The sequence below is a fragment of the Nocardiopsis sp. NPDC055879 genome (assembly GCF_053615935.1).
In genome coordinates, this window is sequence record NZ_JBSHCT010000005.1 from 157737 (window position 1) to 178635 (window position 20899).

Annotated in this window: 18 protein-coding genes and 1 pseudogene; 5 read left to right on the plus strand and 14 right to left on the minus strand. The window is 69.8% G+C overall.

Features of this window, described 5'->3' with window-relative positions; translation table 11 throughout:
• Window positions 1-49 precede the first annotated feature (49 nt).
• The 6 genes from ACWGKS_RS07555 to ACWGKS_RS07580 all read right to left on the minus strand — a co-directional run bounded on the left by ACWGKS_RS07555 (window position 50) and on the right by ACWGKS_RS07580 (window position 6141).
• Entirely contained in the window at window positions 50-1510 is a 1461-nt protein-coding gene (locus tag ACWGKS_RS07555) for an aldehyde dehydrogenase family protein (protein ID WP_452455117.1), read from the minus strand.
• 52 nt (window positions 1511-1562) lie between these two features.
• Window positions 1563-2348: an ABC transporter ATP-binding protein gene (locus ACWGKS_RS07560; RefSeq protein ID WP_358505025.1), complete on the minus strand. Its 786-nt coding sequence runs from the start codon at window positions 2346-2348 to the stop codon at window positions 1563-1565.
• Between the two features lie 54 nt (window positions 2349-2402).
• Entirely contained in the window at window positions 2403-3299 is an 897-nt protein-coding gene (locus ACWGKS_RS07565) for an ABC transporter permease (protein ID WP_358504720.1), read from the minus strand.
• Window positions 3296-4135 (minus strand): ABC transporter permease, encoded by an 840-nt coding sequence (locus tag ACWGKS_RS07570; protein WP_358504717.1) that lies wholly within the window; start codon window positions 4133-4135, stop codon window positions 3296-3298. The genes ACWGKS_RS07565 and ACWGKS_RS07570 overlap by 4 nt, the downstream gene beginning before the upstream one ends.
• Window positions 4132-5100 (minus strand): ABC transporter substrate-binding protein, encoded by a 969-nt coding sequence (locus ACWGKS_RS07575; protein WP_452455116.1) that lies wholly within the window; start codon window positions 5098-5100, stop codon window positions 4132-4134. The genes ACWGKS_RS07570 and ACWGKS_RS07575 overlap by 4 nt, the downstream gene beginning before the upstream one ends.
• An 84-nt stretch (window positions 5101-5184) precedes the next feature.
• Window positions 5185-6141: an ABC transporter substrate-binding protein gene (locus tag ACWGKS_RS07580; protein WP_358504711.1), complete on the minus strand. Its 957-nt coding sequence runs from the start codon at window positions 6139-6141 to the stop codon at window positions 5185-5187.
• Window positions 6142-6555: 414 nt separating this feature from the next.
• On the opposite strand from ACWGKS_RS07580, the gene ACWGKS_RS07585 reads away from it, so the two are divergent.
• Window positions 6556-7260: a GntR family transcriptional regulator gene (locus ACWGKS_RS07585; protein WP_452455115.1), complete on the plus strand. Its 705-nt coding sequence runs from the start codon at window positions 6556-6558 to the stop codon at window positions 7258-7260.
• Window positions 7261-7534: 274 nt separating this feature from the next.
• Here the strand turns inward: ACWGKS_RS07585 and ACWGKS_RS07590 are convergent, their stop codons facing one another.
• From ACWGKS_RS07590 to ACWGKS_RS07600, 3 genes are all read right to left on the minus strand, one after another.
• A complete protein-coding gene (locus ACWGKS_RS07590; RefSeq protein ID WP_452522087.1) occupies window positions 7535-8200 on the minus strand; it encodes a lytic polysaccharide monooxygenase auxiliary activity family 9 protein in 666 nt (221 codons plus the stop codon).
• A 57-nt stretch (window positions 8201-8257) separates the two neighbouring features.
• Entirely contained in the window at window positions 8258-9235 is a 978-nt protein-coding gene (locus ACWGKS_RS07595) for a glycoside hydrolase family 5 protein (protein WP_452522089.1), read from the minus strand.
• Window positions 9236-9526: 291 nt separating this feature from the next.
• Window positions 9527-11356 (minus strand): serine/threonine protein kinase, encoded by a 1830-nt coding sequence (locus ACWGKS_RS07600; protein WP_452522091.1) that lies wholly within the window; start codon window positions 11354-11356, stop codon window positions 9527-9529.
• A 281-nt stretch (window positions 11357-11637) separates the two neighbouring features.
• Here ACWGKS_RS07600 and ACWGKS_RS07605 point away from each other — a divergent pair, with 281 nt between their 5' ends.
• The 4 genes from ACWGKS_RS07605 to ACWGKS_RS07620 all read left to right on the plus strand — a co-directional run bounded on the left by ACWGKS_RS07605 (window position 11638) and on the right by ACWGKS_RS07620 (window position 16125).
• Complete coding sequence (locus tag ACWGKS_RS07605) at window positions 11638-12888, plus strand: cytochrome P450 (protein WP_452522161.1); 1251 nt, start codon at window positions 11638-11640, stop codon at window positions 12886-12888.
• 17 nt (window positions 12889-12905) lie between these two features.
• Window positions 12906-14051 carry an endo-1,4-beta-xylanase gene (locus ACWGKS_RS07610; protein WP_452522093.1) on the plus strand — a complete coding sequence of 382 codons (1146 nt, stop codon included), beginning with the start codon at window positions 12906-12908 and terminating at the stop codon, window positions 14049-14051.
• A gap of 69 nt (window positions 14052-14120) precedes the next feature.
• The gene (locus tag ACWGKS_RS07615; protein ID WP_452522095.1) at window positions 14121-15041 is read left to right on the plus strand and encodes an aminoglycoside phosphotransferase family protein; all 921 of its coding nucleotides are present in this window, start codon (window positions 14121-14123) and stop codon (window positions 15039-15041) included.
• A 112-nt stretch (window positions 15042-15153) separates the two neighbouring features.
• Window positions 15154-16125: an alpha/beta hydrolase gene (locus ACWGKS_RS07620; protein ID WP_452522097.1), complete on the plus strand. Its 972-nt coding sequence runs from the start codon at window positions 15154-15156 to the stop codon at window positions 16123-16125.
• 101 nt (window positions 16126-16226) lie between these two features.
• On the opposite strand, the pseudogene ACWGKS_RS07625 reads toward ACWGKS_RS07620, so the two are convergent.
• From ACWGKS_RS07625 to ACWGKS_RS07645, 5 genes and pseudogenes are all read right to left on the minus strand, one after another.
• Window positions 16227-16580: pseudogene (locus ACWGKS_RS07625) on the minus strand (helix-turn-helix transcriptional regulator); the annotation flags it as partial.
• Complete coding sequence (locus tag ACWGKS_RS07630; RefSeq protein ID WP_358504687.1) at window positions 16561-17817, minus strand: RNA-guided endonuclease InsQ/TnpB family protein; 1257 nt, start codon at window positions 17815-17817, stop codon at window positions 16561-16563. The gene ACWGKS_RS07630 and the pseudogene ACWGKS_RS07625, both read right to left, overlap by 20 nt.
• A gap of 18 nt (window positions 17818-17835) precedes the next feature.
• Window positions 17836-18243 carry an IS200/IS605 family transposase gene (gene tnpA / locus ACWGKS_RS07635; protein ID WP_358504684.1) on the minus strand — a complete coding sequence of 136 codons (408 nt, stop codon included), beginning with the start codon at window positions 18241-18243 and terminating at the stop codon, window positions 17836-17838.
• Between the two features lie 144 nt (window positions 18244-18387).
• Window positions 18388-19092 (minus strand): pentapeptide repeat-containing protein, encoded by a 705-nt coding sequence (locus tag ACWGKS_RS07640; protein WP_452522099.1) that lies wholly within the window; start codon window positions 19090-19092, stop codon window positions 18388-18390.
• A 37-nt stretch (window positions 19093-19129) separates the two neighbouring features.
• A complete protein-coding gene (locus ACWGKS_RS07645; RefSeq protein WP_358504678.1) occupies window positions 19130-20710 on the minus strand; it encodes a PucR family transcriptional regulator in 1581 nt (526 codons plus the stop codon).
• Window positions 20711-20899: the final 189 nt, after the last annotated feature.

Here is a 20899-nt window from a genome sequence, read left to right on the forward strand (position 1 = left end):
GGGGGGGGGGGGGGGCGCCGGCCCCCCCCCCCCCCCCCCCCCGGCCGGTCTAGAAGGGGTAGCGGGCGGGGTCGGCCTGCATGGTCACCCACTGGGTCTCGGTGAAGGCCTCCATGTTGGCGCGGGTGCCGCCGAAGCGCGAGCCCGTGCCCGAGTCGCCCACGCCACCGAAGGGCGCCACGGCCTCGTCGTCGACCGTCTGGTCGTTGATGTGCACGATGCCGCTGGGAATGCGATCGGCGATCTCCAGCCCCCGCATGGGGTTGGTGGTGATCACGCCCAAGGACAGCCCGTACTCGGTGGCACCGGCGATCTCGACGAGTTCGTCGATGGTGGAGAAGCGCGCCACCGGGGCGACCGGACCGAAGACCTCCTCGGCGTAGGCCGCGGTGGTCGGGGTGACCCGGTCCAGGACGGTGGGCCGGTAGTACAGGCCGTCGTAGGTGCCACCGGCGCGCAGCTCGGCGCCGGCCTCGACGCTGTCGGTCACCAACCCGTGGATCTTGTCGCGTTGACCGGCGTCGATGACGGGTCCGAGTGCGGAACCGTCCTTTTCGGTGCTGCCCACCACCAGGGCCTCGGCCTTGGCCGCGAGCTTCTCGACGTAGGCGTCGGCGATCGACTCGTGCACCAGGTGGCGGCCGGTGGTCATGCAGATCTGCCCCTGGTGCAGGAAGGAGCCCCAGGCGCCGATGGAGGCCGCGGCGTCCACGTCGGCGTCGTCGAGGACGACCAGGGGCGAGTTGCCGCCCAGTTCCAGGTGGGCGCGCTTGAGGTGGCGGGCGGCGGCCTCGCCGACCTTGCGTCCGGCCGGGGTGGATCCGGTGAAGGAGATGACGCGCACGGGCGGGGTGGCGACCAGGGCCTGGCCGGCCTCCGCGCCGCCGGGCAGGACCTGGAAGACGCCTTCGGGGACTCCGGCCTGACGGAACACCTCGGCCAGGACCGCGCCACCGCAGACGGCGGTGCGCGGGTCGGGCTTGAGGATGACGGAGTTGCCCACGGCCAGCGCGGGGGCCACGGAGCGGATGCCCAGGATGAGCGGGACGTTGAAGGGCGCGATGACCCCGACCACGCCCACGGGCACCTGGCGGGAGAAGCTCAGGCGCGGCTTGGCGGTGCGCAGGATCTCGCCGTGCGGTTGGGAGGCCAGGGCGGCGGCCTCGTAGCACTCCTCGGAGGCCACGTGTACCTGGAAGCCGGCCATGCCGGCGGCGGCGCCGCCCTCGTGGCTCAACCAGTACGAGATCTCCTCGGCGTTGGCGTTGAGGATGTCTCCGGCCCGGCGCAGGATGGCGGCGCGTTCCTCGAAGGAGGTGGCGGCCCAGCCGGTCTGGGCCTTGGCCGCGCGTTCGGCGGCCTCGTGGACGTCGTCGGCGTCGGCGATGCCGATGCGGCCCAGGACGGTGCCCGAGGAGGGCGAGACGACCTCGGTGTCGCCTCCCTTGGCCGGGGTCCAGGTGCCGGTGAAGACGGCGGAGGTGAACTTGTCGGCGTCGAGCAGGCTCACGATGGGCTCCTTGTGTTTCGTTGGTGATGCGGCCGTTCGGAGGGGTCAGGCCCTAGGCGGCGGGTTCGGTGGTGCCCTTCTTGGCCTGTTGGATCTGCGCGTAGACGTGGGCGCGCAGGTGGGTGAAGCGTTCGTCCTGGCGGGTGGTGAGCTGGTCGCGTTCGGCGGGCAGGTCCACGGTGATGTCGTCCTGGACGACTGTAGGTGAGTTGGACAGCACCAGGACGCGTTCGCCCAGGTAGACGGCTTCGTCGATGTCGTGGGTGACGAACAGGACGGTCACGCCCAGGCGCTTCCAGAGCCGGCGGACCAGGTCCTCCAGGTCGGCTCGGGTCTGGGCGTCCACGGCGGCGAAGGGTTCGTCCATGAGCAGCACCTGCGGCTCGTAGGCCACGGCGCGGGCGATGGCCACGCGCTGTTGCATGCCGCCGGAGAGCTGCCAGGGGTAGGCGTCGGCGAAGTCGGTCAGGCCGACCGCGGCGAGTGATTCGGTGACCAGTTCGGCGCGGCGGGCCTTGGGGAGCTTCTTCTCCTTGAGGGGGAGTTCGACGTTGTCCCGCACGCTCATCCAGGCGAAGAGGCTGCGTCCATATTCCTGGAAGACCACGGCCATGCCCGGTGGTGGTGAGAGAACGGGCCGTCCGTCCAGCTCGACGGTGCCGCTGGTGGGGGCCATGAGGCCGGCGATGCACTTGAGCAGGGTGGTCTTGCCGCAGCCGGAGGGTCCGACGAGGCAGACGAGTTCGCCTTCGGCGAGTTCGAAGGTCAGGTCGCGCACGGCCTCCACCGCCGTGGCGCCCCCGTTGTAGATCTTCTGCAGACCGGTGACCTTGAGCATGGTGGGGCGTTCTCCCAGGTGGTGCGAGGCGTGTTCGTGGGTGCTGGTCATGGGTCACTCTCCCCGGTGTGCGGCGCGCAGGCCGCGGTACCAGCCCAGGACGCGGCCTTCGACGAGTTCGAACAGGGCCGAGAGCAGGAAGCCGATGATGCCGAGCAGGACCATGCCGGCCCACATCTCGGGGATGGCGAAGGTGCGCTGGAACTGCACGATGGCGAAGCCCAGGCCGCTGGAGCTGGCGAACATCTCGCTGATGACCATGAGGATGATGGCCAGGGCCAGTGCCAGGCGCAGGCCGGCCATGATCTGGGGACTGGCCGAGCGCAGGATGAGCACACGCAGGCGGGTGGTGCCGGTGATGCCGTAGCAGCGCGCGGTGTCGGACAGGACGGGGTCGACGGCGCGCACGCCCTCGACGGTGTTGAGCAGGACGGGCCACACGCACCCGAAGACGATGACGGTGATCTTCATGGTGTCGTCGATGCCGGCGAGCATGATCATCAACGGCACCAGGACGGGCGGCGGGATGGCGCGCAGGAACTCCAGGACGGGTTCGATGGCGGCGCGTACGCGAGCGTCCAGACCCAGGAGGACGCCGAGGCCGACTCCGATGAGGGCGGCCAGTGCGAAGCCGATGGCGAGGCGGCCCAGGCTGGGCAGGACGTCGACGAAGAACCGCTCGGAGAACCACAGTTCGACGAAGGCGGTGCCGATGGCGGACGGGGTGGGCGTGTAGAAGCCGGCGCCGGGTTGTGCGGTGAAGGCCCAGTACACGCCGATGAGCACGGCGGGTAGGAGCAGGACGTGCGCGGTGCGCAGGGCCGCGCCGGCCGGTCCTCGGCCGCCGGGGCGGCGCCGCCGGGTGCGGGCCACGGGGCTCTCCTGTTCGGTCGGGTTCGTCGGCGGGGTGTGGGTGGGGGGCGTGGACTCGCCCAGGGTGGTGCGGCTCATGTGGTGGCCTCCCCGCGCACGGAGGTGTGCCAGCGCAGGACTCGACGCTCCAGGGCGCGCACACCGATGTTGATGACCACGCCGAGGATGCCGGTGGCGATGATCCAGGCGTAGACCAGGGCGATGGCGTTGCCCTGTTGGGCGGTGGTGATCTGCTGTCCGATGCCGGGTGAGCCGATGATGAGCTGGGCGGTGATGGACAGGATGAGTCCGACCGCGGCGGCCAGGCGCAGCCCGGTCATCAGGTACGGCAGCGTGGTGGGCCACACGACGTGGCGGATGCGGGCCAGACGTCCCAGTCCGTAGGAACGGGCGGTCTGCTCGGCGACCGGGTCGACGTCGGCGACCCCGTAGAGCACCTGGATGTAGATGAGCCAGAAGCAGGCGTAGATCACCAGGAGCAGGGTGGAGCGGATGTCGGTGCCGTACATGAGCACGGCCAGCGGGATCAGGGCCACCGACGGGATGGGGCGCAGGAAGTCGACGGTGGAGGTGGTGAAGGCCCGCACGCGTGGTGCCGCTCCCAGGGCGAAGCCGAGGAGGACGGCGGCGACGAAGGCGATGGCCAGCCCCAGGGCCCATCCGTACAGGGTGTGCCCCACGGCCTGCCAGAACGGGGCGGTGAGCGCGCGTTCGGCGAGGGTGGTCAGGACCTCGGAGACGGGCGGGAAGTAGCGTTCGGGCACCACGCCCAGGCGGGGCGTGGCTTCCCAGAGCAGGAGGAAGACGGCGACGCCCAGGAGACCGAGCAGGGGCCGATTGGGTGCGGTGCGCGCCCGAGCGCCCGGGCGGCGGGTGCCACCCGGGGTCGGGGCCGAAGTGGTGGCGGTGCTCATCGGATGAGGGTGTCCAGGTCGGGGTCGGCGTCGAGGATGCCGTCGGTGACCATCAGGTCGGCGAGGGTGGCCACGGCGTCGGTGTCGATCTCGGTGGGAAAGCGCGGCCAGCGCAGGTCGTCGATGATCGCCTCATCGATCTCGGTGTAGGTGGTGAGGATCTGGGCCGCCTCGTCGGGGTTGTCCTCGGCGTAGGCCAGGGAGGCGTCCATGGCCTCGGTGAAGGCGTCCGCGGTCTCGGGGTCGCCTTGGAGGAGTTCCTCGCCGGTGAAGTAGGCGGCGATGGACAGGTCCTCGTGCAGGTCGACGAAGTTGCCGGCGATCTCGGTGGCGCCCTGTTCCAGGGCGATGGTCAGGAAGGGCTCGACCACCCAGGCGGCGTCGACCTGGCCGTTGCTCAGGGCGCTGGGCATGTCGGGGAAGGCGAGTTCGATGAATTCGAGGTCGGTGGGGTCGCCACCGGCCACGCGCACCGAGTTGCGCACGGAGGTGTCGCCGATGTTGTTGAGGTTGTCGATGGCCACGGTGGCGCCGTCGAGGTCGGCGGCGCTCGTGACGTCGCTGTCGGGCGGTACGACCAGGGCGCTGTAGTCGGTGGCGGCGTCGCCGGTGGTGGTCATGCCGTTGGCGACCACGGTCAGGGGCAGTCCCTGCTCACGGGCGATGATGACCGAGGCGAGGTTGCCGAAGGCGAAGTCGAGTTCGCCGCTGACCACACGGGGCACGGTGGTGGCGCCACCGCCGCCGGTCTCGATGGTCACGTCCAGACCCTGTTCCTCGAAGAGGCCCTGTTCCACACCCAGGTAGAGCGGGGCCACCGCGGTGATCGGCAGTACGCCCACGGTGATGGGGGTGAGTCCACCCTCGTCGGCGGCGCCGTCCGCCTCACCGCCACAGGCGGTGACGGTCAGGGTGAGTGCTGCGCCGGCGGCGAGCACCCCCAGGGTGGTCTTGTTCGCGGTCATGTGTTCTCTCCTGGGACGGGACAGGGACTGGATGGGGACACCGGCGGGGGGCTGTGGTGGTTCGGAAGGTGGGGCGTGGGCGGGTCAGGGCAGGAGCGCGTCCAGGTCGGGCTCGGACTCGATGAGTCCGTCGGTGACCATCAGTTCGGCCAGGGTCTGGACGGATTCGTCGTTGATCCGCGCGGGGAAGCGGGGCAGGACCATCTGCTCGATGACCGCTTCGTCGATCTCGGTGTAGGTGCCGAGGATGCGGCGGACCTCGTCGGGGTTGTCCTCGGCGTAGGCCAGGGACTCCTCCAGGGCCGCGGTGATGTCGGCGAAGAGTTCGGGGTCCTGGGCCAGGCGGTCCTCGCCGGTGAAGTAGGCGGCCACGGACAGATCGGGGTGGGTGTCGACGAAGTTGGAGGCGATCTCGCGGTGGCCGGCGTCTCGGATGGTGGAGGCGAACGGTTCCACGGCCCAGACGGCGTCGATCTGGCCGGTCTCCAACGCGGCGGGCATGTCGGGGAAGGGCAGTTCGACGAAGTCGACCTCGGCGGGGTCGCCGCCGTCGGCGCGCACGGACTGGCGGACGGTGGTGTCGCCGATGTTGTTGAGGTTGTTGGCGGCCACGGTCAGGCCTTCGAGGTCGGCGGCGCCGGTGACGTCGCTGTCGTCGAGGACGAACACGCCACCGAAGTCGGCGCCCTGTTCTCCCGCGCTGGTGACGCCGTTGGTGAGCGTGGTCAGGGGCAGTCCCTGCTCGCGGGCGACGATGAGCGAGACGATGTTGCTGAAGGCGAAGTCGAACTCACCGCTGATGACGCCGGGGACGATGGCGGCGCCGCCGGAACCGGACTCCAGTCGCAGGTCGATGCCGCGGTCACTGAAGAACCCCTGGTCGACGCCCAGGTAGATGGGGGCGACGTCCACGATGGGGATGACGCCGGCGGTGACGGTGGTGAGTTCTCCTTCGCCCGTGCCCTCCTCTGAGGGGGAACAGGCCGCGGTGGCCAGGAGTGCGGCGGACGCGGCGACCGCGAGTGCCGGGGACAGGCGCATGGGATCTCCAACGGGGGGCGCGAAACACACGGATGTACGCTTTGCGAACACGTGTTCTTAAGGTGAACATAAGTGATCCCGATCACCGGGTCAAGACGTGCTTGAGGCACATTTCAGACACGTGAACAGCGAAAAGGTCGGATGACCGAGCCTGGGCAGCGCCTTCGAGGGCGACGCGAGAGAGGAAAGGGCACCGCGAACGAGCGCGGGCGTGAAGAAGGGCCGGGGCACCCTGAGAGAATCGGAGAGCCCGTGGTCCGGGTCAGGACGGGACCCGGACCACGGAGTCGAAACCCCGTACGGGGCCCCATATTCGACCCTGTGTTGTCACAATGTCAACATTTGTACATCGAAGCGGTACCGAGACCCGAAGGATTCTTGTCCGCGCCGGTGTACGCCGTACACTTTTGCGACGTGGCACGAGACGACGGCGATAACGGTGGAATGCGACGAGCCCGCAGACGGGGCCTGGCCCACGAAGCGGCCGACCGCGTCCGAGAGTCCATCCTGGACGGACGGGTCTCCCCCGGCTCTCCCCTGCGCGAGGTCGAACTGGCCGCCTCCCTGGACGTGAGCCGCGGGTCGGTGCGCGAGGGACTGGCCATGCTCGAACGCGAGGGGCTCGTGCGCAGCGAGTGGCACCGCGGCGCCCGCGTGATCGATGTGGGTCCAAAGGACGTCGACGAGGTCTACACCGTGCGGGCCGCCCTGGACCGGTTGGCCACCCTCACCGCCGCCTCCCGCATGACCCCCGCCCACCTGGCCGAACTCGAATCACTGGTCCAGGCCATGGCACGCGCCCTGGAGGGTGACGCCGACGGACTGACCCTGATCGCCCTGGACCTGGCCTTCCACGACCGTGTCTACGCCATCGCCGACAACAGCCGCCTCACCGACGCCTGGCACGGCGTGCGCTCCCAGGTACGCCTGATCCAGCTGACCCGCATCGAACACGACCAGGCCCACTATCGCGACCTGTTGGTGGCCGAACACCACCACCTGGTGCGCCTGATGAGCCGCGGCCCCGGCGAGGAGCCGGCCCGGGCCGCCGAGGAGCACGTGGACTCGGCTCGCCGCGCCCTGGTCCACCTGCTGGGCCAGGCGCCTCGGCGCCGGTGACCGGGTCGTGCGCCGGGTGACTCCCGGGCGGTGAACGGGTCGAGGGCCCGGCCTCCTCCTGCGAGACCGGGCCCCATCCCCAGAGGGAGGACCACGAGGGGTCGCCTTTCGGGCGCCCTCAGGCCCTGTCCTCCGGGAACCCGAGGAGGTGCCGACGGTGGGATGGCACGCTTTTCACCATCACACCGAAGGCGCCAGAGCGTCTCCTTCGCCGAGGGCCGGTGGTGGGCGACGGATCGGCCCGGGCGAAGCGGCGGCGCGAGACGAAGGCCGCCTATTGGAAGACGACGTCGGAGCAGTTGTAGAAGGCCTCGGGGCTGTCGGAGCGCTCCCAGACCACGTAGATGACGTGCTGCCCCGAACGCTCGGGCAGGTCGACGTCCCAGCGGTACTCGGCGCCCTCGACTCCGCCCTCGCTCAGCGGCGGGTCGGTGACCTCGTTGATCAGCTCCAGGTCGGACCAGTTCAGCGGGGAGTCGGGCGACCAACCCGGGCTCGTGACGTAGGTGTAGAAGGTGCCGGGGTGGTGGGCCCAGGCGTTGTGGTGGAACTCGACCGTCTGCCCCGAGGGCAGCGACGTGGTGGGCCAGTCCGAGCGCACCGCGTTGAAGGCGGCGAAGTCGGCGGTGGGACCGCACAGCTCGCCGTCGGCCACGACCTCCTGGTGGCGGCCGTCGGCGTCGCTGATCAGGTTGCCGAACCAGTTCCAGAACGGGTAGCTGCCGCCCTCCTCCAGGGCGTCGGCGCAGGCGGGGTTGGTGGGCTCGACGTTGCCGCCCTGGCCGCCCTCGATGCCGTCGGCGTAACAGGCGTAGGTGCGGCTGGCCGGGTAGGTGAAGGCGCCGTGCGCCTCGGCCGACTCCGCGCTCAAGGTCAGGGCCAGGCCGCCGACGAGGGCGGCCGAGGCGGTGAGGGCTCCGGTCCTGGCGAGCGTTCTCATGGGGGTGTCCTTTCGAGGGGGGTTCGCGGGGGTTCGGTGTTGAGCGGAGCGCGTTCCTCAGTCACCGGTGGCGATGCCGTTGGGGCCGTGGAAGATGCGCTCTCCCCACCCGGTCATCCGGTCGGCGTCGAAGTCCTCGACCATGTCGAGGTATTCCACGCCGCCGCTGTTGCCGCTCCAGGACCAGCCGATGTAGCCCAGTCCCAGGCGGTCGGCGTGGGCCATGATGGCGTCCTCGTCGGGGTCGCCGTCGCTGTGGTCGTGGCCGAACTCGCCGATGATCAGGGGAACTCCGGCGTCGGTGAAGTGTTCCAGGTAGTCGACGACGGTCGACTCCTGTTCGTAGACGCCGTACATGTGGATGGAGAAGACGGTGTTGTCGTGGGGATCCGCGTCGGCGACCTCGGGGGCGGCCTCGCGCATGGTGCCCTGCCAGTCCTGGCCCCAGTTGGGGGCGTCTACGACCAGCGTGTGGTCGAAACCGGCCTCGCGTAGGCGCACGATCGCGTCGGAGGTGTCGAGTGCCCAGCCCTGGTTGGTGGTCTCGTCGTTGCCGTAGGGCTCGTTGCCGATGTTGACGATGATGTGGTCTTCGGCGCCCTGGAGGGCGCTTTGGACGTCGATCCAGTAGTCGACGGCCTGGTCCAGGGTGGCCGCCTCGGCGTCCTCGCCGTAGCCGGTGGTGTCGTGGACCTCCAACACGCACACCAGGCCCAGGTCTGCGCACTGGGCGACGATGTCCTGGAGTTGGTCTTCGTCGGTGCGGTCCCAGCGGTCGCCGCTGCTGAGGACGACGCGCACGGTGTTGGCGCCCAGGTCGGCGATGTCGACGAGGGCGGTGGGGGTGCGATCGGTGAACCAGGCGTGGGGGTGGCTGACGCCGCGCATGATCAGTTCGGTGCCGTCGGCGTGGACCAGTCGACCCTGGTCGTCGACGTGGAGTCCGGTCTCGGCCGACGCGGGCGCGGCGTGGGCCAGGAGGGGGATGGTGAGGGCGAGAGCCGCCAGGGACACCAGGGAGCGGGGTCGGTGCACGGTGCTTCTCCGTCGGTCTTTGTGACTACCATTCACGGGAACCCGAATTTGGGAGCGTTCCCATGCAGCTTGTGGTGCAACTTAACAAGAGCGAAACCCCGCCACAATAGGGTTTCGGGCTGATTTTTTACGCACAGCTCAACTGAGCACACGTTAAGTGAACCCGAATTTCGAGGCCATAGCCGCTACGAGCTGCGCGGACACCGACTGATCACACCAATGAGGCGGGGGCGGGAAACCTTGTCGGTCCCCCGCCCCCGCCTTGAGTCGGTTCGGTGTGCCTTCGGAGCCTCAGGCCCAGAAACCGAAGCTGTACAGCAACCCGTTGGTCGCGGCGATCACACCCAGCGCCAGCACCGCGCCGGTCACGAACGAGGTCCGCAACGACCGCACCAGGAACTCCAACGCCACCAGGTTGTTGAGGATGAAGTAGCCCAGCATGGTCGCGTGCCAGAACGAGTCCATGCTCCAGGGCTCGAAGTAGTACGGAACGCCCGTCCACACGTCGGTCTCGGTCGTGAACCACGTCCATGCCAACGCCGCGCCATAACCCAGCGGGATCTGGATCAGCGGAATGATGAGCAACGGCAGCAGCTTGACGAAGCCCCACAGGCCGGGCTGGTCGGCGCGGCGGGCCTCCGACTGCGCCCGACGGGCCGCGTCCTGCTCGGCGCGCAGCCGGTCACGGTGGGCACGCTCGGCCTCCTGCCGACGGCGCTGTTCGTCCTGCTGTTCCTGCCTACGGCGCTGTTCCTCGGCCTGATGGCGCTGCTGCTCCATCTGCCGGCGACGCTGTTCCTCGGCCTGGCGATACTGGTCCTGGCGCGGATCGGTCGCACCGCGACGTTCCCCGTACAGGTCGGCGTAGGGGTCATCGTCCGCGGGCCGCTGCTGTCGGGTGGCGTCATAACCCGCGGTGGCGGGCGGACCCGCCTGCTGTTGGGCACCCGGGAACCGCTGCGTGGGCTGGTATCCCTGCTGTGTGGGCTGGTAGCCCTGTTGATACTGCTGGGTGGGCTGATATCCCTGCCCGGTCTGCTGCCCCTGACCGCCCAGGACCGAGGTCTCCCCTGCCGAGGGGTCCTGCCCATGGCCGGCCACCCGGGTGGCCTGGTCATCACCCATCGCGCCCGCGGCGGCGGCTCCGGCGACCGCTCCGGCCGCCCCGCCCAGGGCCGCGACCCCGCCCGCGCCCAGCACCTCTGTGCGCTGGTGACCACCGGTGGCGCCAGGGTCGGCCGTCGAGGTCGCCAGGGCCTTGTTGACCTTGGCCACCTGTTCCTGCACGCCCATCATCACCGCGGGCGGCAGCCAGGACGAACCGGCGTGCACGTCGCCCAGGTAGTCCAGGATCTCGCCGGGGCCGGGGCGACCCTTGACGTCCTTGGACAGACAGGCCGCCACCAGGTGCCGCAGCGACTCGGGCACACCCGACAGGTCGGGTTCCTTGCTGATGATGCGCATGACCATGGTGGGCATGTTGCCCTCGCCGAAGGGCCCGCCACCCGAGGCCGCGTGGGCCAGTACCGCTCCGTAGGCGAACAGGTCGCTGGCGGGGGTGAGCGCCTCGCCCTGCACCTGTTCGGGACTCATGAAGCCCGGGGTGCCGATCACCGACTGGGTGGCCGCGGTGCCGTCGGTGGCCCGCGCGATCCCGAAGTCGATCACTCGCGGGCCGTCCTCGGACAGCAGTACGTTGCCGGGCTTGAGGTCGCGGTGGATCAACCCCACCCGGTGGATCTCGGCCAGTGCCTCGGCCAGGCCGGCGGCCAGCACCCGCACCGACGACTCCGGCAGCGGACCGTGCGCCTGCACCGCCTCGTCCAGGGGCAGTGAGGGAACGTAGGAGGTCACCAGCCAGGGCACCTCGTCGTCGGGCCCGGCGTCGATCACCGGTGCGGTGAACGCACCACTGACCTGACGGGCCGCGTTCACCTCGCGGGCGAACCGCTCCCGGAAGGAGGTGTCCGCCGCCATGTGCGGATGGATGCGCTTGATCGCGACGGCGCGGCCGCCGGCCGAGCGTCCGAAGAACACCTGACCCATACCACCGGCGCCCAAGCGCCCGATCAGCCGGTAACGGCCGATCCGCTCCGGATCAGTGCTCTCTAGCGGCCCCAACGTCCTCTACCTCCGGCCTGTACGGCGTTGTCCTTAGTGGAACGAGGCCCCAGTCTAGGGCGTGGCGCCCCCACCGAAACCACCGTCGACGTGTGTGATCCCGTGCCGGTGCGTGGAGTTCGCCGCGTCCACCGCACACCTGCGAAAGGGCTCGGGGAACGAGTGGACCGGGACCGATGGTTCCCACCTGGCCACACACGGCCAACCAGGCGGGCGGACCGGTTCACGGGGGAAGGCCGATCTAGGGTCGTAACACACCACCGACAGGATGAGGCGTGCCCGTGAAGACTCTGGAGACCCTTCGTATCGACGCGCGACTGCGCACCGCCAACGGCGTGTCGTGGTTGGCCGCCCAGAGCGGGGACCACCCCAGCCGCCTCCTGCACTGGCCTTGGCGGGAGAACCCCTTTCCGACCTATCGGCGGCTGCGCGAGCGGGGTCCGGTGGTCTCCAGCAGGTTGCCCTTCCACGCCGCCACCACGCGCGCGGCCGTCCATCGGGTCCTGCGCGACCGTGCCTTCGGAGTCGCGCCGCCCTCGGAGATGGCGGTCCCCGATCAGTTCGACGTGATGGACCTGTCGTTCCTACAGCGCGACCCGCCCGACCACACCCGGTTGCGCAAGCTGGCCAAGCCGGCCTTCTCCCCTCGCCGGATGGAGGACTACCGGTTGGTGATCCAGAAGATCGCCGACGATCTGATCGACAGCGCCGTGCGGCGCGGTGGGTTCGACCTGATGCGCGACTTCGCCCAGCCCTTGCCCATCATGGTGATCAGTCACCTGTTGGGGGTTCCGGAGGAGGATCGGGCCGACTTCGACCGCATCGGGAACGTCATCGGCGCCGCCCTGGACGGGGCCCGTTCGGCGCGCCAGCTCGGCCGGATCCGACAGGCTACGGCGGATTTGGACGCGTTGCTCGAACGCTTGATGGTCGAACGGCGGGCGGACCCGCGTGAGGACGTGGTCTCCGATCTGGTCGCCCACTTCGATGAGGGCGCTTTGACCGCCTCCGAGCTGGGGTCGATGTTCCGTCTGTTGTTGGTGGCCGGGTTCGAGACCACGGTGAACCTGATCGGGAACGGGACGATGGCGCTGCTTCGCCACCGTGAGGAGTGGGAACGCCTGGCCGATGACCCGGAGATGGCGGCCGGGGCGGTGGAGGAGACCCTGCGCTACGACTCGCCGGTCCAGCTCACCGGGCGCTGGGCCCGTGCGGACACCGAGGTCGAAGGGGTTCCCATCGGCGCCGGTCAGCAGGTCATCTGCCTGCTCGGGTCCGCCAACCGCGACCCCGAGCACTTCGACGACCCCGACCGTTTCGACATCACCCGGCCCGACGCCGCGGAGCATCTGGCCTTCTCCGGCGGAACGCACTACTGCCTGGGCGCCCCGCTGGCCCGGTTGGAGGGGCAGATCGCCCTGCGGACGCTGAGTCGCAGGGTCCCGGGGCTGCGGCCCACGGCGATGCCCACCCGGCGCGACACGTTGACCGTCCGTGGTCTGGCCACGTTCCCGGTCACCGTCGGTCACTAGAGGGCGGGGGCCACAGGGTGCGGAAGACGGCCGAGGGGATCGGGCGCACGACCATACGCGGGCGAGGGCCGCTGCTCGCGGTGGGGGCGGTGTGCGTGGTGGTCCTCGTGGTGGTGGCGGCGGTGGCGGCGGTGGTCCTGCCCGGACCGGCGGAGGAACCGGGGAGCGACCTGCCCGGGTTGGCCGAGTCGCACGGCATCAAGTTGGGTGTGGCCGTGGCGGTCGACCCGTTGCGGGACGATTCGGACTACCAGGACGTCGTCACCGACCACTACACGGCGGTGACCGCGGAGAACACGATGAAGTGGGTGCACGTCCAGCCCGAGCGTCATGAGTTCGACTGGAGCGGCCCCGACACCGTGGTCGACTTCGCCGAGGAGCACGGCCTGGACATCCGCGGGCACACCCTGTTGTGGCACAACCAGCAGCCCGAGTGGCTGGCGCAGGGTTTCTACGACGCCGACGAGCTGCGCGAGGTCATGCGCGAGCACATGGATGCGTTGCTGGGCCGCTACCAGGGTCGGGTCGACTCCTGGGACGTGATCAACGAACCCTTCGAGGACGGCGGCCCCGAGCTGCGCGAGAACCTCTGGTACCAGACCTTGGGCGAGGACTACATCGCCGAGGCGTTGTGGATGGCGCACGAGGTCGACCCACAGGCCCGGCTCTACATCAACGAGTTCGGGATCGAGGGCGGCGGGGACAAGGCCGACGCCCTGTACGAGCTCGCCTCCGGGCTGTTGGAGCAGGGGGTGCCGTTGCACGGCATCGGGTTCCAAGGGCACTTCGTGCACGGCGACGTACCCGAGGACCTGGCCGAGAACATGCGACGCTTCACGGACCTGGGGCTGGACGTGGAGATCAGCGAACTGGACGTGCGCATCGCCGAACCGGTCACCGACGAGGCGGTCTCGGACCAGGCCGAGGAGTACCGGCGGGCCGTGGAGGCGTGCCTGGAGGTCTCGCGTTGTGTGGGCGTGAGCGTGTGGGGGGTGACCGACGCCCATTCGTGGATCCCCGAATGGTTCCCCGGTTACGATTCCGCGCTGCCCTTCGACGAGGACTACCGGAGCAAGCCGGCGCTGGGCGGGATGGTCGATGCGCTGAGCAGGGGACGACGGGCACAGGGGCGCCCGGTGCGTCGGAGGGTGCGGAACGGATGACGAAAAGCGGGTGCGAGCACCGGCCCGTACCCGCCATCGTGGGGCGGACCCGACCCGAGGAGACCTTTCATGGACAACGCCTCCGTCCACCCCGTCACCGTGCCACGGGCCCTGGTCGAATCCGTCACCTCCTTCTTCGGCCCGGAGTGGGCGCGCCGGCTTCCCGGGCTGACGGTGCGGCACCTCGACGAGTGGGGGCTGACCGTGGCCGGCGAGAGCATGCACGGGGCGGTGGCCCTGGTGGTGCCCGTACGTCGCGCCGATGGCACTTCGGCGGTGCTCAAGATCCAGCCCCAGGATCCCGAGACCGAAGGGGAGCCCCTGGCCCTGCGCGTCTGGGACGGGGAGGGCGCGGTTCGACTGCTCGACCACGGCCCTCGGACCGGGGCGATGCTGTTGGAGGCCCTCGACCCGGGTCGACGTCTGGACGAGGAACCCCTGGAACCGGCCCTGGAGGTCATCGGTTCCCTGTTGGCTCGGCTGACCGCCCACCCGGGCCCGGAGGGGATGCGCGGGCTCGGGCCCATCACCCGTGACATCGCCGATCGAGGACAGGCCAGGGCCGCCCATCTGGAGGAGCCCTGGCGATCGGTGCTGGAACGCTGGGCGGCCATCGCCGAGGAGCTCGCCGCCGACCCGGGCGACCGACTGCTGCACTGGGACCTGCACTACGAGAACGTGCTCGCACCGCTGCGGGGAACCGACCGGGGCGACTGGTTGGCGATCGATCCCAAGCCACTGGTGGGCGATCCCGGTTTCGAGTTGCTGCCGGCCCTGCGCAACCGATGGGTCGAGGCGGAGGAGACCGGCGACCCGGTGCGAGCCACCAGGCGCAGGTTCGACCTGCTCACCGAGGTGGCCGGGCTGGACCGGGACCGCGCGCGGGCCTGGACGCGGGTGCGGCTGCTCCAGGACTGCCTGTGGATGGACGAGGGGCGTCGGCGGGTGCCGCGCGCGCACGCACTCATCGATCGGGCGTTGGACGGCTGAGGGGCCGGGGACTTCGAGGAATTCGACGCCCAGGGGCGGGGTGCCGACCGGGCCCCGATGTCGCTTTCGGTAGGGTTCCGCCACCTCAGTCACTCCTTCGTGGAAGGCCTCGATGTCCACTCCCCGCCCGTCCTTCGACCCCGAACTGCTGCCCGCCCTGGCCCAGGTCAACGCCGAGATGCCGCCGGGTATCGTCCCGGAGCAGATCGACGCGATACGCGCCCGCGCCGCTCGTCTGGCCCCCGGGGACGAGACCGACATGACGCTGGGCGGGGACTTCGTCGAGTCCGAGCGCACCGCGCCGGGACCGGAAGGGCACCCGGTGCCGTTGATCGTGTGGCGGCCGAAGGAGACCACCGCGACCACCGGGGCGCTGTACTGGATCCATGGCGGCGGGATGATCGGCGGAACCCATCGCGGCGGTGAGATCCCCGAACTGCTTCGGATCGCACGTGAACTGGACCTGGTCCTGGTGTCGGTGGGCTACCGGTTGGCGCCCGAGCACCCGCACCCGACCCCGGTGGAGGACTGCTACGCGGGGTTGGTGTGGTTGCACGAGAACGCCACCGAGCTGGGGGTCGATCCCGAACGCGTGGTGGTGGGCGGTGCCAGCGCCGGAGGCGGTCTGGCCGCCGCCGTCAACCTGTTGGCCCGTGATCGCGGTGGTCCGGCGGTTCGCGCGCAGTTGCTGCTCTACCCGATGCTGGACGACCGCAACGACTCGGTCTCCGCCCACCAGATGGCGGGTGTGGGCACGTGGGATCGCACCTCCAACGACACCGGGTGGGGTTGCCTGCTCCAGGGCGCGCAGGGCGGCCCGGACACCTCGCCCTACGCGGCACCGGCCCGGGCGAAGGACGTGTCGAACCTGCCCCCGGCCTACCTGGAGGTGGGGACGGCGGAGACCTTCCGCGATGAGGTGGTCGAGTTCGCATCCCGGATCTGGAAGGTCGGCGGGCACGCGGAGCTGCACGTGTGGCCGGGCGGCTACCACTCCTTCGACGCCATCGCCGCCGACGCGGCCCTCAGCCGCAGCGCGCGGGGTCAGCGACTACCGTGGCTGCGCCGCGTCCTGACCGACTGACCCCGGTCCGCGGCGCCGATACCGTCAGCGGCGATGACTTCTTCAAGGCCTACGTCGTCGACCATGTCGACTGAGACTGCGACCGCCCCCGATCCTCGGTTTCAGGTCAGGGCGGCCGGGGCGGGCGTCTCCACCGGTTTTCCGCGCCGGTGGGCGGTGGGGGTGGTGCCGCGAACGCGTTTGAAGGCGGCGCTGAGAGCGAAGGCGGTGGAATAGCCGACCCGGCGGGCGATGGTGTCCACGGTCTCGTCGGTGGTGCGCAACCGCTCGGCGGCCATGCACACCCGCCACTCCGCCAGGTAGGTCATGGGCGGGGTACCCACCAGGGCCGTGAAGGCGCGGGCCAGGGCCGATCGGGAGATCCCGCACCGTTCGGCCAGTTCTGCCACCGTCCAGGGGTGGGCCGGCCGGTTGTGCTTGACTTCCTCCCCACGCCTAAAGGCGGGAGATTCCAACCAGCGGCAAAGCCGGTTGGTGCGCTGCCCCTTGCGGGGACGCTGGTTCCTGCTTCACGGACCGCCTAACGGCGAGGTCTCCACAGGCCGGCACCGCATGCCCTGCGGCGCGAAGGATGTTCTTGGCCGCGTTCACATCGGCGTGACACCGGTGACCGCACCTGGTGCACTCGAAGACCGCTTGACTCTTGCGGGACTTCGGATCCACATGCAGACACCGGTGACACGTCTGAGACGTGTACGCGGGATCGACCAACACGATCTGCGTGCCGGTCTCACGCGCGGCGTTGCGCAGCGCGAGTTCGAGCCGGTGCCACCCTTTGTCGAGGATGGCCCGGTTGAGCCCGGCCTTCTGGCGTACCTGCCTGCCGGGTGCTTCCACGGTGCCCGAGGCACTAGCGGTCATGTTGGTGGTGCGAAGGTCCTCCAACACGACCGTGCTGTGCCGGGTGGTCAGCGTGTGAGCGGTCTGTGCGGTGAAATCGCCGCGCCGGTCCACAGCCCGGGTGGTGATGCGGCCCATGGCCTTGAGCGTCTTGGTCCGATTCGTCGACCCCTTCTTCTGCCGGGACAGCTTGCGCTGCAACCGCATGTGTCGGGACTTCTCTCCGTCAGTGACGAAGGGCCGGTCATGGAACTCGCCCGTGGACAAGGTTGCCGCCACGGCCACGCCCCGGTCCACCCCTACCGGGGTGCCCGGGTGGTGCTCGGGGGTGAACAGCCCGTCCTCCACGAGGAACGACACAGACCAGTGACCGCCCTTGCGGGACACGGTCGCCGAGCGGATGGTTCCGCCGATCGGGCGGGAGGAGCGCAGCCGCACCCATCCGAGCTTGGGCAGTTTGGCCCGTGACCACTTGCGGTTCAGCTTCTCCATGGTGATGAGGTTCCCAGCGGGGAACCGGAACGAGGGCATCCACCGGTGCTTGGCCCGCCACCGCACCTTGAAGGTGCCCTTCTCCCGGCAGGCCCGGTCCAGGTCCTTCAAGGTCTGCTGAAGCACATGCGAGGGGGCGGCCTTGAGCCAGGTCTCTTCCGCCTTGGCTTCGGCGAGCTGCCCGGCCTGAAGGTGGTATCCGCAGAACTCACCGTTTCGGCCCCGGGTGTGGCGGTCCACGTACTGGCGGCGCTGATCCAGGGCGGTGTTCCACACGGCCCGGCAGATGTCACCGAACTCGGTACACATCGCCTCCTGATCGTCGGTCAGGGCAAGCCGGTAGCGGCGACCCGTCAACATCGTGGAACACCTCCTCTCTCAGCGGCTCTTCTGGTTGTGCACGTACTGTTTGATCGCTACCAGCGGGACGCCTCCGACGGTGGCCACGAAGTAGCTGTTCGTCCACAGGAGCGGCAGACGGGACTTCAAGTGCGGGAACTCGTCGCGCAACAGTCGGGAGGAGCGGCCCTTGATGGCCTTGACAAGCCAGCGCACTCCGAACTGGGGGGCGACCTCCACAAGCAGGTGCACGTGGTCGGGCATGACCTCCGTCTCCACCAGCCACGCTTCCTTGTCGGTCACGACCTCGCGCACGATCTGCTTCAGCCGTTCCTCAATGCGACCGCCGAGGACGCGGCCCCGGTACTTGGGGCACCAGACCACGTGGAAGGCGCACTGGAAGGTGATGTTGCGGTTCGAGCACAGGGTGACGGACGTGCAACTCATTGTATGGCAAAGGGCTGTTTAATGTTCCCGTTCGCGGAAAGGCGGCTATCCCCAGGACTGAAGCCCCGGGTCTGCGCCACCCGAAAAATTCCGATCGCTGAACCTGCCGGGGCGGGGCCTGCGACGCCTCGCCCCTCGTCCCGCCTACTCGGCGACGGTGATGCCCAAAGAGGCCAGGATCAGTCCGGCCTGGACCGGGCCGATCGTCGCTCCCCTGAGGTAACCGGCCTGTTCCAGGGGCACCTCCCCCAGGTCCGCGCCGCGCAGGTCGGCCCCGCCGAACTTCGCGCCCACCAGGTGCGCGCCACGCAGGCGCGACTCCACCCACACCGTTTCGCGCAGGTCCGCCGCCGCCAGGTCGGCCTCGTCCATGCGCAGGCCCTCCAGGGTCTGTCCACGCAGGACGATCCCCTTGCAGCGGGCCAACATGAGGTTGCACTGGGCGAAGGTGTAGCCGATGCCGCGCAGCGAGTTCAGGCCCGCGCCGGTCATCCGGCAGCCGTGGAAGGCGGTGTCGGTGAGCAGGGCGCCCTGCCAGCGGGTGTTGGCCAGGTCCACGCGCTCGAAGCGGGCGTCGGTGCAGTCGGAGTGGTTCAGGAAAGCACCCGAGGCGCTGCCACCGGTCACCACCGCTCCCTCCAGCACCGCCCGTTCCAGGCGGGCACCGTCCAACCTGCAGTCGACCAGGCGGACGTCCACCAGGTGGGCGTCGCGCAGGTCGGCCCCGCTCAGGTCGCAGCGGGTCAGGATCCGAGGGGTGCCCGGGTCCTCGGCCAGGGCGTCACGCAGGTCGAGTTCGGACAGGTCGGCGTCGGTGATCTCGGTCTTGGCGAGAAGGTCGGTGCTCACGCACCGAACCCTAGACCCGGCCGGTGACAGACCGCGTTCAGTCGCGCAGTTTGAGCGCCAGGAACAGGTCGACGCGATGTTCGAGGTTGCTCAGGTCGCGCCCGGTCAACTCCTCCACCCGACCGATGCGGTAACGCAGGGTGTTGACGTGGACGTGCATGGCGGCGGCGCAGCGCTGCCAGGAACCGGAGTGGTCCAGGAACCGTTCCAGGGTCTCCACCAGCTCGGAGCGGTGGTCACGGTCGTAGACGATGAGCGGGCCCAGGAGGCGTTCGCGATAGGAGGTCTGCACCTCCTCGGGGACCGAGGCCAGCAACAGTTCGTGGGAGTCGATCTCGGCCCCGGCGATGACGCGGGAGCGGCCGCCGCGTAGTTCGGCCAGGCGACGGGCGTGGCGGGCCTCCACGGCGGCGCCGCGCAGTTCGCCGATGCCGCGGGCGGCGGAGCTCAGGCCGATGGCCAGCCGGTAGTCGAGCAGGCCGGGTTCCAGGACCCGGGCACGGTGGACGAGCTCGGTGCGCAGGGCCTCGCCCCGGGCTCGGGCCTGTTCGTCGGTGCCCTCCACCGGGATGACCGCCAGGGCGTCGTTGTCGCCGGTGACGACGGCGCCGGGGTGGTCGGCGACCAGTTCGGCGACCACACGACGGGCCAGGTCGGGCACCCGGGGTTCGGGCAGCATCATGGCGCTGACCACCACGTGGGAGCGGTCGTCGGGCGCGGGTCTGTCACCGGTACCCCTCAGCAGCGCGGTGACCTCGTCGAAGCGCTGGGCGGCGAGCAGGCGCGGCAGGCCCTCCAGGTGCCGGGCCGTGGTCAGGGCGCGTTCCTCCTCGCGGCTGCGGGCCAGGACGCCGATGGAGACGAGTTCGGCGACGGTCTCGTGCACCTCCTCGCTCCAGTCGGCGTGGTCGCCGGTGACAACCAACAGCCACCCGGAGAGCGGGTGGGACTCCTTGGCCCGCACGGGAAGGACGGTGACGGCGCGGCCGCCGTCGTTCTCCCCCGGGAGCCGGGTGCCGTGGGGGAAGGAGGACCAGGTGAGGGCTTTGGCGGCGAGGTGTTCGCGTTCCCCGGCCGTGAGCGAGTCCTCGACGGAGGCGATGGTGCGGCCGGTGGAGGAGAGCACCCAGGCCCGGAGTCCGGCCTGGGTCGCGGCCGCGGCGAACGCCCCGGGGAAGTCGGCTCCGGAGGCGACGTCGGCCATGAGGCGACGGTGCCGGTCGCGGGTCTCGGCGATGGTGGTGAAGCGGCGTTGGGTGAGCGAACGCAGGACCTCTTCGGTGACCGCGCCGAAGGAGGTCTCCGCGGGGATCTCCACGAGGGGCACGTCGTGGGCGCGACAGGCGGCGATGAGGTCGTCGGGAATCTCGCCCAAGGCGGTTCCGGCGCCCACGGCCACGGCGCCCGCGCTCAGGATCGAGGTCACGAAGGTCTCGGAGTCCTCTGGTCGGGTACGCCACATCATGCCCGTGAGCACGAATTCGCCGCCGCGCAGGTAACGCGCGGGTTCGAGCAGGTCAGTGGTGTAGGCCCACCGGATGTCGCGGTGGGCGTGCTCCGCCCCCGTCAGGAACCGCAGGTGCAGTCTCTTGACGGCGAGCAGGTCACTGATCTGCATGGACTTCCTTCGTGTTCGTGTGGGCGTGTCCCCACCTGGGATGGCTCCGGCTCAGGACACAGTGTGTCCCAAGATGGGCCCGTGGGGCACCGCGGCCGGGTCCCTCGATGTTCTCACCGATGTCATTTGGAGGAAACGACCAACGATCGCTGTTCGTTCCCAGGTCACTTCATGTCATCGACGCCTGGT

Coding starts and splice junctions, on each gene's coding strand:
- ACWGKS_RS07560 (WP_358505025.1), bottom strand. CDS start 2,348: ATGCTCAAGGTCACCGGTCTGCAGAAGATCTACAACGGGGGCGCCACG.
- ACWGKS_RS07565 (WP_358504720.1), bottom strand. CDS start 3,299: ATGAGCCGCACCACCCTGGGCGAGTCCACGCCCCCCACCCACACCCCG.
- ACWGKS_RS07570 (WP_358504717.1), bottom strand. CDS start 4,135: ATGAGCACCGCCACCACTTCGGCCCCGACCCCGGGTGGCACCCGCCGC.
- ACWGKS_RS07575 (WP_452455116.1), bottom strand. CDS start 5,100: ATGACCGCGAACAAGACCACCCTGGGGGTGCTCGCCGCCGGCGCAGCA.
- ACWGKS_RS07580 (WP_358504711.1), bottom strand. CDS start 6,141: ATGCGCCTGTCCCCGGCACTCGCGGTCGCCGCGTCCGCCGCACTCCTG.
- ACWGKS_RS07590 (WP_452522087.1), bottom strand. CDS start 8,200: ATGAGAACGCTCGCCAGGACCGGAGCCCTCACCGCCTCGGCCGCCCTC.
- ACWGKS_RS07615 (WP_452522095.1), top strand. CDS start 14,121: ATGGACAACGCCTCCGTCCACCCCGTCACCGTGCCACGGGCCCTGGTC.
- ACWGKS_RS07620 (WP_452522097.1), top strand. CDS start 15,154: ATGTCCACTCCCCGCCCGTCCTTCGACCCCGAACTGCTGCCCGCCCTG.
- ACWGKS_RS07630 (WP_358504687.1), bottom strand. CDS start 17,817: ATGTTGACGGGTCGCCGCTACCGGCTTGCCCTGACCGACGATCAGGAG.
- tnpA (WP_358504684.1), bottom strand. CDS start 18,243: ATGAGTTGCACGTCCGTCACCCTGTGCTCGAACCGCAACATCACCTTC.
- ACWGKS_RS07645 (WP_358504678.1), bottom strand. CDS start 20,710: ATGCAGATCAGTGACCTGCTCGCCGTCAAGAGACTGCACCTGCGGTTC.